Here is a 14,505-nt window from a genome sequence, read left to right on the forward strand (position 1 = left end):
ACCAAGGAAACGCGATGGCAACTCCGAACAAACATATTAATACGGCAAAATCTCCAACGCGTTTGGTGCTGACCACGCTATACGCCGCATTCGCGATTGGGACCGTGCAAGCGGCGATTCCGACCACCGAACGCAGCGTTCTGGATGCCTTGTACGCAAATACCGGTGGCAGCTCATGGTCGATCAACACGGGTTGGGAAACCAACGCCAACGAGTGCACATGGTATGGAATCGAATGCGATGTGGCCGGCGACCACGTTACCGAGATCAGCGTGGCCGGCAATAATTTGTCGGGCATACTCCCCGATATTTCGGCACTCACCGCGCTGGTGAATTTCGATGTGGGAGAGAATCACCTGCATGGCTCGATTCCCGCGCTGACCGCGCTTGTGAATTTGCAATTTATTGAAGCGGAAGACAATCAGCTCAGCGGCCCTATTCCTTCATTGTCCGGCCTCACCGCATTGCAAAGCCTGGATATCCAGAACAATACTCTCAGCGGCAACGCACCTGATCTGAGCAGCCTGAATTCGCTGATTGGTTTTGTAATCGGCGGCAACAGGCTTACCGGTCCGGTGCCTGCGCCGCCGCCAGTACCGGTGAATAAACTCAGCGCCGTACTGTGTGCGAATTTTTTTGATCCACCCTCCAACCCGGAATCCGCCACGGACCAGTACTGGGACGGTGCGAGCGTGAGCGATTCCTGGTACGACGGATGCACACGCGCACCGGTGGTTGATGCCACGCCGGTTTTGGTACCGCTATTCGCACCGCTATCGACACTGCTATTGATCAGCTTGCTTGGGGTGGCCGGAGGTCTTGCAGTTCGGTATCGCACTGTAGGATTCAACAGCAGTGACACGCGCTGAGTTTGTCGAAGCAAACCTACCTGCCGCCTGTCGGTCGTATTGAGAAAAGTATCAACGCCCGGCTTTCGTCGGTGTTGATGCGAGGCGATTTTCAACCAGCATTCGTAGCCGATGATCGGGCGGCAATCCACTGAGAATCGCTGCCGCCGTGGTGTATTCGCGCGCGGCGGCAACGACATCACCGAGTGCGGTCTGCGCATCGCCTAGCAGCAGATGCGCCTCGCCGATCCAGCTATGTTTTTCGCCGAGTTCGGGTAGCGTCACGGCGATGGCATCCTGAACTTCCGTCAGCGCATTTTTCGCGTTACCGTGCCACAGATCGATTTGCGCCAGCGCGTTGATCGCGGTGAGTCGAAGCGGATGATGCGCATACTTTTCATCAGCCAGAGATTCTCGTGCGTGTATCGCATTGTCGGCGCTGCAGCCATCTCCCGGCGCGCGCTCACAAGCCTGCGCAAACCACGCCAGCACGTTTGGCGCCGTAGCCGCGCCACTGCTTTGCGCAGCACTGATCGATGGCAGCAGATGCTGGCGCAATGCTGCGTAATCGCCGCGCAGCCGATCCATGTTCGCCGCAGCGAGATCGATCGCCCGCAGCGCTGGTGTGCCACCGCCTTGAATGGTCGGCGCGATCTTGCGCGCACGATCGAGATCGACGCTGGCCGTATCGAAATGCCCAGCGGCTATTTCCGCATTCGCGCGGATCACTAGCGCGCGCACAAAACGCGGATGCGATTCGCCAAGCACCTTCGCTGTCATCGTTACCATTTCGTCGCAGCTCGCAGCGGACTGTTCGTTAAGTTCGAGCTGTGTTTCGGTTTCGCACAGACCCATCAAAATCTGAACCAGCATCTGGTGATTGTCGATACCGATGCGCTTGAACATGGCGCGCGCTTCGAGCTGCGGCGGCAGGCCTTCGCGTGGACGGCCGAGGCGAAACATCACGCCGCCGATATTCGCCAGACTCGTGGCAGCGACATAACTTTCGCCCTTCGCCTGGACAAAAAGATCGTGCGCTTTCTGCAGCAACTCCAGTGCGCGTTCGAGTTGATTTGCATGCACGTAGGCCAGCGCCAGATTGTTGTAACCGGCGCCGAGGTTTTCCGCGGTGGATTGGGGATCGGCCTGGCGCACTTGCAACGATTCCTGATTGAGCGCGATGAGTTCGTCATCTTTCGCACCTTGGGCGTTGCGCACGAACGCAATGTCTTCGAGTACCGCCGCCAGTGATGTGCCGCTAATCCTGTTGGCCTGCATCGCCGCGCGCACGCTATTCAGTTCGCTCAAGGCCGTATCGAACTCGCCGAGACGATACAAAACCCGTGCGTGTTTCTCACGCGTATCGAGCGTGCGCACATCGTTCGGCCCGTACAGACTTTCGGTGACGCGATAGGCGCGCTCGGACAATTCGCGATTGTTCTTGATCTCGCCGATCTGATCCTGGATGCGCGAAAACATGTCGAGCAATTCGGCCTGCGCGCGCAAGTCATCGTGGAAACTCGTGTCGACGCGCGCGAGTCCACGTTGCAGCAATTCCTGCAGACTCGGCGCCTTGTCCGGCGCCGTGCCCTCGCTCAGCGGCTGGAACAGGCTCTCGACAAATCCCTGGATTTCGCGCGCGCGGCTGGCCTCGCTGCGCGCGACCTTGGCCTGCCAGAGAGCCAAAGCCAACGCAGCAATGATCGCCAGTAAAAACATTGCCGTGATTGCCACGCTGCCACGATGGCGCTGCACGAATTTGCGCGTGCGATACCAGCGCGATGGCGGATGCGCTTCGACCGGTTTGCCCCCGAGATGACGCTGGATATCATCAGCCAGCGCGCCGGCCGATGTGTAGCGGCGCGGCGGTTCGGTATCCAGACACTTCAGCAGAATCGTGTCGAGATCGCCACGTAACGCGCGCGGCAGCAGCGCAGGTTTGGGCAGCGTCACATGCTCGCCGCCATTCACGCTGGCGAGCGACGAAGGTCGCCGCGTGGGGTTGCCTTGCGGCCGCAGCCCGAGCAGCAGCTCGTGCAGCAGAACGCCGAGCGCATACACATCGGTAGCCGTGGTGATGGGCGCACCGGCAAGTTGTTCGGGTGCTGCGTACTCGGGCGTGAACACACCGACGGTCGCATTTTCACCATCGTCTTCGAGCAATTTGGCGATGCCGAAATCAAGCAGCTTCACGGTGCCATCGTCGGCGACGAGAATGTTTGACGGCTTGATGTCGCGGTGCACGATCAACGCGCGATGCGCCGCTTCGACGGCGCGGCAGACAATCAGGAAAAGTTCGAGGCGTTCGCGCACACCGAGACGTCGCTCGGCAGCGTGCCGCGTAATCGGCTGACCGTCGACATACTCGATCACGAGATACGGAATGCCCGCGCCGGTCACACCGCCATCGACCAGATGCGCAATGTTGGGATGCTCCAGACTCGCCAGCAGTTGGCGCTCGCGGCGGAACAAGCGTTGTTCAATCTCGGAATACAGACCGCGCCGCAACAGCTTCACCGCCACGCGCTGATGAAAATCGGCCCCCTCACGCTCGCCGAGAAATACCGCCGCCATGCCACCCTGGCCGAGCAGTCGGGTCAGACGAAATACACCGATGCGCTGGCCGATCAGGCCATCCGGCCGCAATGGTTCTTCGACCAGCATGCGCGCCGCGTGTTCGTCCGCGGAAATGTCGAGGTAACCGTCTTCGGACTGATCCGCGTCGAGCAATCGTTCGAGCGCGATACGCTCCTCGGCATCAGGCACGTTTGCCGCGAGCCACGCCGACCGCGTCGCGGGATCAAGCTCGACAACCAGTTCGAACAATTCGCGCATGCGCGCCAAAGTATCGCCAGCGCGAGCAGCGAAATCGGTATCGGGCAGCGGATGGGCGTCGTCAGTTTGCATGTGTCCTCTAGATCAAGAACGAAAAACAGCCGCCGGTAGCGACATACCTAACCGATTTGCTCATACAAAAAGGCGCGCGCGTACCGCCAGTCGCGATTCAGCGTGCGTGTGGCAACACCGGTCAGGGCGGCGATTTCCGGCAACGACAAGCCTGCGAAATAATGCAGCGCGACCAGCCGCGCCGCACGCGGATCGTCGCGTTCCAGGCGGCGCAGCGCATCGTCGAGTTGCAAGGTACGTTCGGCGGTGCCGTCGGCGAGATGGATCACGGCATCCTCGTCTTCCATGATGATTTCGCCGCCGCGTTTCAGGCTCATGCGTTCGCGCGCGCGGTCGACCAGGATATGGCGCATGGCCTGCGCGGCATAATCGAAAAATTGCGCCGGTGTTTCAAAATTCAGTTCGCGACTTGTGCTGAGTTTCAGATACAACTCGTGCACGAGTGCGGTGGTGTTCAGCGTGGCGCTGCCGACACGCGCGCGCTGCCGACTGGCCATTGCCTTGAGACGCGCATACACGCCGCTGAACAAGGCATCGGTGGGTTGCACAGATGACACCGATCGAGATGCTGCCGATGGCAATTCCGACATGAAATATCTCCGCGTAGCAGATTTACAGACTAGCGGAATACGGCGCAGATTCAACGTACTTTTGTCGCAGTCGATCGCAGCGACATTAAATCCTTTCAATACACGATTGCGATCAGCAGCCGCAGAGAGCGACGAGAAATCGAAATGTCACGGCGTGACCGGTGCCGTCGCTACGCAGGCAAAACCGGTGGTTTCAAGCGGCTCGGGATTGGTGGTGGCAATGTTCCAACCAGCATCGCTTTGCGTGATGCGCGCAGCAATTTTCTGCACGAGTTTGCTGCGCGCGGCACGAATCTCGATCGCAAGATCAAAGCTGCGCGCGTCGTGCCAGCCCTTGAATCGCGCGGTGACATTATCGCCGCCCTTGCTTGCTTCGCATTGCAATACCACGCGTGGACCGCTGCTATCGAGCGCAGCGATGCGGATGCTCAACGGTGGATTGAGCGTGTTGAATGTGAGCAGCTGTTTGCCATCCGGCGCAAGTGCGGCAACATCGCTGCCATTGTGTACAAAAGCCACTTTTCCACTTTGTGGATTGACCAGAAAATCGCCCGGTGCATCGTGTCCGAATTGGACTTCGATACGATGGTAGTTGCTGCCGTCGAGGTGCCCGAGATACCAGTGGGTTTCTTCATCGCCATCGGCCGTTTGCGTGCCGGCGTGAGTCCAGTCGACAAAGCTGGCGACTGCGCCGCTTGGTGAGGTAATGGTCAAGTATTTGCCATCACGCTTGACCGTGCTGCCGGCGACTTCGATGAGTTTTTTCTCATGCTGTTGCGAACAGGTTTTCGACGGCATTTTGCAGCCGTATAAATCGTCCGAAAAATCCAGCGGTGGGGTTTCTTCGCTGATCGCGGACGCGGCAAGAATCGCATCAGCATCCGCCTGCGTCAGCGCGATTCGCGGAATCGCTGTGCCGCCAATTTTCTGCGTGCGTTCGGCTAGATCAAGCACCGCGGCGCTATTGAAACGCAGCCCCGTGCCGACACCATCGCCGGCTTGCACCGGCACAACGACCAGCAGGCCGAATGCGATGGCCGCAAACGGATAAAAACGGGAGCGGGTGAATTTCATGAGAGTTTGCATGGCGATAGTCTGGGGGTTGGCATGCGCCGATGTCCATTGCCGCAACGTTCCGAATGCACTCGCCAGTTGTCACCGTCGTGGATCAGCGCAACCCGTCCGGGCATGGCCACTTGGGCGATCTCCACGACGGTTTCAAGAATCGCAGTATCGCCATCGATGAAACACGCGAGCACATCGCGATGCGCTGGATAGTTTTCGCACCACATCCCGAAGAACGCCATGAAGCTGGCGCTACCACGCGACCTGCGCAACCCGCCCGCATAATCCTCGCTCGCAAGCGCAAGAACGGTTGCGAGATCACGCTGCGCGACCGCGACTATATAGCTGGCGTAAATTGCCGCAGGATCATGCTGCATTTCCCACGCCTCGCCTTGCGATTCGGAACGAACAGAAATCTTCTGCAACATCTCAATCACCAAAGTCATCATGGGAAATCAGGTCATCACCAACAGCATTGACCGCACTGCAAAAGCGCCAATGGCATTCTCGGTTCCGCTGACTCGCGAGTGCTAGAAGCCGCCGCCCTCAAAGGTGCTGCGGAAGATAAGATCCTTCGACTCCAGCTTGCATTCACCAATCTCCGATGTGCTGCCATCGGGCGCGGTCGCGGTGGCGCTCACGTAACCCAGTGTTGTGATAAAAGGTAGCGGCAATTTTACCCAGTAAGCAGCGTGGCCGTTGATATCGGTATATACCGCGGTGGTGCCGAGATACACCTCAGTGTCGCCGCGCGCCGGCGTGCCGATGCCGGTGCAACTTGAGCTGTAGTAGAAATCCAGACGGAATCCGGCGCCATTGCCATTGAAAGAATCAAGTACACCTTGCAGTACTTCGCCCTGATTGACGGTGCGAAATGCGTTCGACATTACCGGATAATTCTGCAGATCATTGGCACCGCTATCGTTGTCGAACGTATCATTGGCGGTAGCTCCGGCCGTGCCCAGATCAATCGCCAGACCGCCGTTGGAGTAGATCGAATTGGCAAGAATACGATTACCTACACCAGCGCTGGCTGAAGCCCAAACCCCCGGGCCGCCGTTGTAGGCAATCGTGTTGCCGCCATAGGTCGCATTTAAAGGTGCACCGATAATGTTGTTGGTCGCATAACTGCCCTGGATCACGACGCCACCGCCGGCATTGCCCGCCTCCTGCCCGGCCGGATTGATACCGATCACGTTCGATTGAACCACATTGTTGCTGACCGTACCGAAGCCGGCAATCTCGACGCCATATCCGCTGCTATTAACGATGTAGTTGTATAGCAGCGTGTTGTTCGGTGAGTTATAAATGAACACTCCGTTGCCATTGCCATTGGCACTGACGCCGTTGGTACCAAGACCAATCAGATTATTGGCGACGCTGCTGCCGCCGCTGCTGTTGTCGATGTAGATCCCGAAATCGCTGCATCCCGCGATCAGATTTACCACCGACGGATCATCGTAACCACCGATCAATGCATGGCCACTCGCGCCGGTGATGCGTACGGCATCGTGATTGTTAACCGTGAACGCGACATCACCGAATTGATTGCCGTTGACATAATTTCCGGCACCACCTTCGAGTCGAACAGCGGCATCGGTAAAGCCGACGAAGCCCAATCCGCGCACGGTCAAGGTGCCGCTGCCGCTGGTGTGCAAGCCGTAACCTGCGCTGTTCTCACCATTCAAATACACGCAGAGGTTGGCGTTGAAGCTCGCATAACTGGTATTTTTGGTCGCACCGGAATTGGTGTAGCCATCGATCGTGACGGCGGTCGTGATGTCGGGCAACAACGGGCCGGAGATGTTGATCAGAGTGGGACATGGAATCGAAAAACTGATCTTCGAATCACCGCTATTGGCGTTTGCACCCTTGATCGCCCAGCGCAGGCTGCCGACGGTCGGACTGCTGTTGCTGCCATTATCGATTGCCGTGGTCACGGTTATATTGTTCAGATCATCAAACGCGGATTCGTAGGCGCCGCGATCAATCTGGCTGCCGACAACGCGTGTCTTGTCATCGAGATCGTGACTGGGGTATCCACCCGGAATGCCCACCGCTGGGCCGCCCGAATTCACCGCTAGCGAATTATTCGAAAGGTGATAATCGTGCGAGTTGATATCGACAAACAACGGATCGGCGCCCAGATTGGCGACATTAGCGGAGAGCGCCCCCATGACCGGACCAAGAATATTGTATCGCGCATAAGGTCCCGCATCGCTATGAGATACATCCAGTGCGGTAGCGGTGCCGTTGTAGATGATGTTGTTTTCAAGAATTGCCGCGCCGGAACCGGGCTCGTAAAAATCCACCCACATCGGCGTATTGTTCGCCACTATGGTATTACTGCCGATCGCAAGGAAGCCATCTTCTCTGCTGTCGATAGCCACTGAAGGTACTGTGCTGGTGTAGACGCCGTAGACGGCGATGTCGTAAACCAGATTGTTCTGAAAATATATATTCACGCCACCGGAGTCCGGGGCGCCGTGAATGTACACGCCGGCAGATGTTTTGGTAGTGCTGGAATCCACCTGCGCATCGCGAAAAATATTGAAACGTACGGTGAAGGTATAGCCCGATCCGTTCTCGAAATCGTCGAAGAACAAGACGAAGCCATAGCGCAGACCGACGAAAGAAATCCCTTCGACGGTCACATCGTTCTCCGCAGAGATCTGAAACATGACGTTCGCCGAATTCTGACCATCGATTACGGTATTGGTCGGATTGACGACGCGATTTGCACAATTGGCCGTATAGCCGCCCAGAAGACTAAGCGTGGCGTTGCCATTGGGCTCGGTATATCCATTCATCGTGATCGGGTAATTGCCCTGCACGATGTGGATCGTCATGTCGCCACTGGATAGTCCCTTCCAGGTCGCGATTGCGTTTTGCAAAGTGGCGACACTGTTGACGCATACCGTCGTCGCGCTCGCGAATAACGGCAGAATCGTGCTTGCCACCAGCAGCAGCAAGATCACGGTCAATTTCATTTTCGATCTCATTTCGGCTTTCCCTATTTTCGGTGATAGCGGAGTACTCGGAAAAACTGCGGCGCAACGCATCACACAATCAGTTCACAGTAGGCGATAGTCATCGGATCTGATTTCTTACTCGACTTCGCCGCGACTTGCCGCACCATCACTGAAAGCGACGTGTGCTGAGTGTATTAACGTCGATGACCTCGCGAACCGAACATTGATTGAGCCGACCGCAAAAAATTCGGTGCTCGCGCTCGCAGCCGGATACTCATCGAACGTGTTTCTTCATTGCTGAATATGGGAAATCGCGCGGTTAAAGTCCCGATTTTCCTGTTGCAGGTTTTTGCGGGACAAACTGGGCCGAAGTCGCACTGATTTTCCGCATGCGTGGCCGGTGTTCGGCATCGGCCCGATCGAGAATGTTGCCGATGCCACCATCCCAGCCAATATGGCGGCGAACGCGGCGCCGCAGAACGGTGGCCTGCTGGCGGCAATTCAGACCCATTCAAGCAGCGGTTCGCAAGCCAATAATGCGATCAAGCCATTTAACGCACTGACTAATTGTCTCGTCCCGTCTGATTCTTAACATTTTTGACAAATAGCTCACGGCGATCCCTGCGCCATGCGCGCAACGCTTGCAGGGGCGTCACCTGAAAATTACCTTCTGCCTTGACCGCGATTGCGCTGACTTGTGGGTACTAAAAACCGCCGCCTTCAAGGCTGCTGCGAAAAATCAGATCCTGGGATTCCTGCTTGCATTCACCAATCTCCGATGTGCTGCCATCGGGCGCGGTCGCGGTAGCACTCAGGTACCCCAGACTGTAGTTGCCGAGAGGCAATTTCACCCAGTAGCCGATGTGTCCGCTGGCATTGGTATCGACGGTGGTGCCACCGATATATATGGCGGTTTCACCGCGCGCTGGTGTGCCAAAATTCGAGCAATTGCTGGAAAGGTAGAAATCAATCCGGAATCCGACGCCATTGCTGTTGAAAGAATCCAGCACGCCCTGCACGACCTCGTACTGATTCGGAGTACGAAATGCGTTCAACAGCACCGGATAGTTTTGCAGATTATTCGCACCCGCATCGCCATCAAGCACATCGTTGGACATCGCACCGATCCCACCGAGATCAATCGCCAATCCGGCATTCCCGTAAATCGAATTGACCAGGATACGATTGCCAATGCCGGAGCCGGTTGATACCCAGACACCTGGCCCGCCATTGGCGCTGATCGTATTGCCGCCAGCGCCACCGTTGAACGCCGCGCCGATCGTATTGTTCATCGCGTCAGCGCCATCGAGCAGTACGCCACCAGCGGCATTTGCTGCGATGGTGTTGTATTGCAATGTGTTGTCGGACACCACGGTTACGCCGCGGATTTCGACGCCGTAACTCGCACTGTTGTCGATGGTGTTGTACTGGACAATGTTCTTCGGTGAGTTGGCAATGAACAGACCAGTGCTGTTGGAAATTGCGCTGGTGCCATCGGTTCCCAGACCGATCAAATTTGTGGCGACGGTATTGGCACCGCTGGCATTATCGATATAAACGCCGACATCACTACAACCGCTGATCAGATTCATTACCGACGGATCATCGTAACCGCCGATCAACGCGTTTCCACTCGCGCCGGTGATGCGTATGCCGTCGTGATTTGCGTTGGTAAAACCAATGCCTCCGAATTGATCGCCCTGGATATAATTTCCGCCGCCACCTTCAAGGCGAATCGCCGCATCGGTGAATCCGACAAATGCCAGTCCGCGCACCGTCAATCGCCCGCTGCCACTAGTGTGCAACGCGTAGGCCGCGCTCGCCCCGCCGTTCATTACTACGCAAAGATTTGCATTAAAACTGGTATCGCTGGTGTTCTTGATCGCACCCGGATTGGAATAACCATCGATACTCACGTTGGTCGTGATATTCGGCAGCAGTGGGCTGGAAAGATTGAACAGACTCAGGCAAGGAACCGAAAAGCTGATCTTTGATGCGCCTGTATTCGCGTTGGCATTCTTGATCGCCCAGCGCAGACTGCCAACGGTTGGGCTCGTGTTGTTGCCGTTGTCGGCAATGGTGGTGACGGTAAAATTGTTCAGATCATCGGTCGTTTGATTTTCATAGGCGCCGCGATCAACGGCACTTCCGACCACGCGCGTCTTGCCATCCAGATCGTGTGCCGGCAGCCCATCCGCCACCCCGGTCAAGCCGGGAATCTGCCCACCGCTATTGATCGACAGCAGCGCGTTGTTGGCAAGATGGTAGTCGTGCAGACTGGTATTCGCGAACAGGGGATTGCCGTAGTTGTTGCTGATATCACCAGCGATGACGTTCGTGCCCTTGTCGACACTGGACTGCGTATTCCCGAGCAAATTGTAGCCGGCAATCGGGCCGACATCGCCGGCTGAAAAGCTCAATGACGTCGCCGTGCCGTTGTAGATGATGTTGTTCTCAAGTATCGCCGCACCGGAACCGGGGCTGTAGAAATTTACCGCGGCCGCGGTACCGCTACCGATCCCCGCGATGGTATTGCTGTCCATGTTCAAAATACCGTCGTCGCGGCTGGTCAGTTGTATTGCCGGTAGTCCGCTGGTGGCGCTGACGCCGTAGACCAGGTTGTTTTGGAAATGCAAGTTCACACCACCGGAATCAGGCGCACCGCGGATATGCACACCAGCGTAGACATTCGGATCACTACCGTCGGCCTGAAAATCATGGAATATGTTGTAGCGCACAGTGAACGTGTGGTCGCTACCGTTAGAAAAATCGTCGAAATACAAGCCGAATGCTTTATGCAATCCGGTGAACGAGATGCCTTCGATCGTTACGTCATTTCGCGTGGCAATGTAGATACGCACACCACTCGAATTCTGGCCATCGATCACCGTGTTTGTGGGATTGACGAGGCGACTCGCGCAATTGGCCGTATAGCCGCCTAGAAGGCTAAGAGTGGCAGTCCCACTGGTTTGGCTAAAGCCACTCAAAGTGATGGGATAGTTGCCCTGGACGATCCTGATCGTCATATCGCCGCTGCTCATGCCGCCCCACGTCGCCAAGTTCGCCTGCAGCTGAGTGACCGTGTTGACGCATGGCGATGTCGCTATCGCAATAAATGGCATCAGCAGACTCGCCGCACCGAACAATAGAGTCGCAACTACTTTCCGTTTCGATATCATTTCGGCTTTCCTAAGAATTATTTGAAAGAGAATTTGGCAACGGCAGTCGTCCCGAACTCACGCCGTGATACTCCTGCCAGTACGGCTCGCTGCTGATGCAACGCCAGCTACTGTGTGAGCTCACTGCGCGCGGTCTTGTCTGGCGAACGAGATCAAAGCCTTCGATCAGCCACCGGAAACGGATTTGGCTTCGAAACTATCCGCGAACACCCGATCATTCAGCAGTGTTGCGCAGTTGCTGACTTGTGAAGTGCCGCCGCTGGTGGCGAGATTCGTCGCGGTGGCGGTGACATAAGACGGCGACTGATTGATCCCGAAGACTGGCAGTTGCGCACGGTAGCCTTGTATCACCGTCCCTGATCCGGGCAGCACCACCGAATACGTCTGGATCGGCAGCTCCGCTGGGCCATAGCCGCTGGCGTCGCAGGAGGAGGGATTGATATTCGCGTAAAAATCGATGCGATAAGGGTCGCCACCGTTACCGGTGATCACAAAATTCAACAAGACGGTCTGGGAGCCCAGCATGTAACTCTGGAAGATCGAAATCGCATCGCCACCGCCGACAGCCGAACCCAACGGCCCAAAATCAATTGCCAGAGCGCCGCCGCCGCTGCCGCTACCTGGCCCGTTCGATCCGATGGAGTTGCTCAATACTGTGTTGCCGACGCCGGCACCCGTGTTCAGCCATACGCCGGGGCCTCCTTTGTTGTTCTGGATCACGTTGCTGTAGCCCATCTGATACGCGGTCTTGTCGAAAACTCCGATCGCGTTGTTGGCCGAACCGCTCGACAAAACGATGCCGCTGCCGCCGTTGCTCAAAGACGATACGTAGTTAAACCCGGCCTGTGGCAACGTACCGATAGCGTTGTCGTGCAGCCAGTTCGAACTTGCACCGATCAGGCTGATGCCATCGAGCGCACTTGCGACGATAACGTTGCCGCGGATTTCGTTGCGATCGGAGTTCTGCAGCAGCAGCCCGGTGCCCTGATTCGGTACTGCGCCATGGCTCTGATCCATGCCTATCAGATTGCCGACCACCTGGTTGCCGAGATGCCCGTTGGTCGAGGAAGCGTTGATCGTGACAGCAGCCATGGTCGCATCGCTCATCTTGCCCAGCATGTTGAGGTCCGCGGGGGCCGTGCCGCCAAGCGTGTTGAAGATCGCCCCGCCGCCGAACAGGACGCCGGCAGCATTCGAAAAAACGAACGGACTATTATTGGTTTCGATGCCGAAGCTGTCGCCGTGGATCCAGTGGTATGTACCCTGCGACAACGACACCGCTGCTCCTGCAAAACCTTCGAAGGTGATGCCGCGAACGTCGAGTTGCGCGCCAAAATTAGTCGGTCCGGCGACGAATGCCGAGGAAACATTACTACCGATGCTGCCTCTGACGATGACGCACAAGACAGGATTGAACGCTGCGCCGCTGTCAAAGCTGACCGTATTCGACGCCGCACCCGGTTGGCTGTAGCCGTCCACGGTGATCGCATTATTGATCGCCGGCAGCGGCGAGTTGAGTGCGATGAGTTGCGGTCCGCAGCTGCCAGCAAGATGGAAAGCGATAAGTGATGGCCCCGTGGCATTCGCTCGGGTGACCGCCTCGCGCAAGGTGCATTTCGTCGAGCCAGGATTGCAATTGACCGTGGCGTCGGTCGCGTGGCTACTGTCGGTCGCATTTGTCACCACCCAATAGGCTTGATCAGAAGCATTGCTCTCGAATGCACCACGATCAGGATTGCTGCCAATCCAACGTGGATTGCCATCCAGATCCTGCGACGGGATGACAGCAGCATACGCAGCGCCGGTATTGATCGAACCGGAACCGGCATTCAGGTGAAAAGTCGTGGCGTCGTAGCCCGGATTGACGCCGGTAAACGCATAGCCGTGATTGGTGATGCTGCCGCTGCCGGCACTGCCGCTGCCGGACGTCGTGGACGTGCCATAGGTATCGGCGTGCAATTCCACAACTGCACCCACGGCATCGAGATCGAACGAGCTGTTGGCGTACAAAATATTGTTGAACAGTTGCAGGTACGATCCGTGCTGATCCAGAGCCAACCCTTCGCCAGTGTTGTTGGCGATGGTGTTGTTGACGATACGCCACGGTGCCGTATTTCTAGCAACAGACAGCACATAGGTCGTATACGCGCCAACATTCTGGTCAAGCAGGTTATTGGTGAAGTTGAGCGCGCCCCCCGTATCCAGTTGGACAACTGTCCCGGAAGTTACAACGTTATGTACCCAGTTATAGCGGAACACGATGCCGCCGGAATAGCCATCGGACACATCGTGCGTGATATATAACCCCGTACTCGATTTGCCATTGCTGGTGGACTGCAAATTTCTGATTTCAAATCCCTCCAACACGAGCGTTCCGTAAGGCAGGTTGCCCGGATTGTCCTGCTGGAGGGAAAATGTGATGGCTGCGCCGTTCTGCGACTGGCCATCGAGCACGGTATTGGTAGTCGGCGTACTCGGGCTGGCGGTAATGAGGCGCTGCTGGCAATTCGTACTCGGGATATACCCCCCGAGCAGCGAAATATCCTGGCGTGGCGCGAAAGGGTAATACCAACCGGTCGGCGGAACCGTGTATGTGCCCTGCTCGACTTCGATGGTCGCACTGATACCGCTGCTGACGGCGTTGGCCAATGCCTGCGTCAGCCCCGCGCTATCGTTGTGATGCACGCATATCGGTGCAATCGCATGCGCCTGTTGTTGCGGCAGCAAACCGAACCCGATACAAAAAGCAATAACCCACGCCAGAAACTTCATCGACGCCACTCCAGTCTTCATGCACAAATGTGTGATGACTGTATTAACGTCGAAGCAATTTAAAACCGAACAACGCACGACAACTTGTTCGATGCAATCGCTGATGGACCGCGCGAACCAATCACGCCATGCGCTGTTTCACCGCGACATGGCCGACCCAATCATTGCAGTG

General features: G+C 56.8%; 9 protein-coding genes. 2 read left to right on the top strand and 7 right to left on the bottom strand.

The window, feature by feature from the left end; genetic code table 11:
• The first annotated feature begins 14 nt into the window (after window positions 1–14).
• Window positions 15–869, top strand: a complete 855-nt coding sequence (locus ELE36_RS14400; RefSeq protein ID WP_129834465.1) for a hypothetical protein — start codon at window positions 15–17, stop codon at window positions 867–869.
• Window positions 870–920: 51 nt separating this feature from the next.
• Here ELE36_RS14400 and ELE36_RS14405 read toward each other — a convergent pair whose 3' ends face one another.
• The 5 genes from ELE36_RS14405 to ELE36_RS14425 all read right to left on the bottom strand — a co-directional run bounded on the left by ELE36_RS14405 (window position 921) and on the right by ELE36_RS14425 (window position 8,412).
• Window positions 921–3,755 (bottom strand): serine/threonine-protein kinase, encoded by a 2,835-nt coding sequence (locus ELE36_RS14405; RefSeq protein ID WP_129834467.1) that lies wholly within the window; start codon window positions 3,753–3,755, stop codon window positions 921–923.
• Between the two features lie 47 nt (window positions 3,756–3,802).
• The gene (locus ELE36_RS14410) at window positions 3,803–4,345 is read right to left on the bottom strand and encodes an ECF-type sigma factor (RefSeq protein WP_129834469.1); all 543 of its coding nucleotides are present in this window, start codon (window positions 4,343–4,345) and stop codon (window positions 3,803–3,805) included.
• A gap of 147 nt (window positions 4,346–4,492) precedes the next feature.
• Window positions 4,493–5,419, bottom strand: coding sequence for a hypothetical protein (locus ELE36_RS14415; RefSeq protein ID WP_129834471.1), 927 nt, complete (start codon window positions 5,417–5,419; stop codon window positions 4,493–4,495).
• The gene (locus ELE36_RS14420; RefSeq protein ID WP_129834473.1) at window positions 5,416–5,856 is read right to left on the bottom strand and encodes a nuclear transport factor 2-like protein; all 441 of its coding nucleotides are present in this window, start codon (window positions 5,854–5,856) and stop codon (window positions 5,416–5,418) included. The genes ELE36_RS14415 and ELE36_RS14420 overlap by 4 nt, the downstream gene beginning before the upstream one ends.
• An 84-nt stretch (window positions 5,857–5,940) precedes the next feature.
• The gene (locus tag ELE36_RS14425; RefSeq protein WP_165371624.1) at window positions 5,941–8,412 is read right to left on the bottom strand and encodes a right-handed parallel beta-helix repeat-containing protein; all 2,472 of its coding nucleotides are present in this window, start codon (window positions 8,410–8,412) and stop codon (window positions 5,941–5,943) included.
• A gap of 370 nt (window positions 8,413–8,782) precedes the next feature.
• Here ELE36_RS14425 and ELE36_RS14430 point away from each other — a divergent pair, with 370 nt between their 5' ends.
• The gene (locus ELE36_RS14430; protein ID WP_129834477.1) at window positions 8,783–8,974 is read left to right on the top strand and encodes a hypothetical protein; all 192 of its coding nucleotides are present in this window, start codon (window positions 8,783–8,785) and stop codon (window positions 8,972–8,974) included.
• A 112-nt stretch (window positions 8,975–9,086) separates the two neighbouring features.
• On the opposite strand, the gene ELE36_RS14435 is transcribed toward ELE36_RS14430, so the two are convergent.
• Complete coding sequence (locus ELE36_RS14435; protein WP_129834479.1) at window positions 9,087–11,561, bottom strand: right-handed parallel beta-helix repeat-containing protein; 2,475 nt, start codon at window positions 11,559–11,561, stop codon at window positions 9,087–9,089.
• 165 nt (window positions 11,562–11,726) lie between these two features.
• Window positions 11,727–14,333 (bottom strand): right-handed parallel beta-helix repeat-containing protein, encoded by a 2,607-nt coding sequence (locus tag ELE36_RS14440; protein ID WP_129834481.1) that lies wholly within the window; start codon window positions 14,331–14,333, stop codon window positions 11,727–11,729.
• Window positions 14,334–14,505: the final 172 nt, after the last annotated feature.

This window comes from Pseudolysobacter antarcticus (assembly GCF_004168365.1).
GTDB lineage: Bacteria > Pseudomonadota > Gammaproteobacteria > Xanthomonadales > Rhodanobacteraceae > Pseudolysobacter > Pseudolysobacter antarcticus.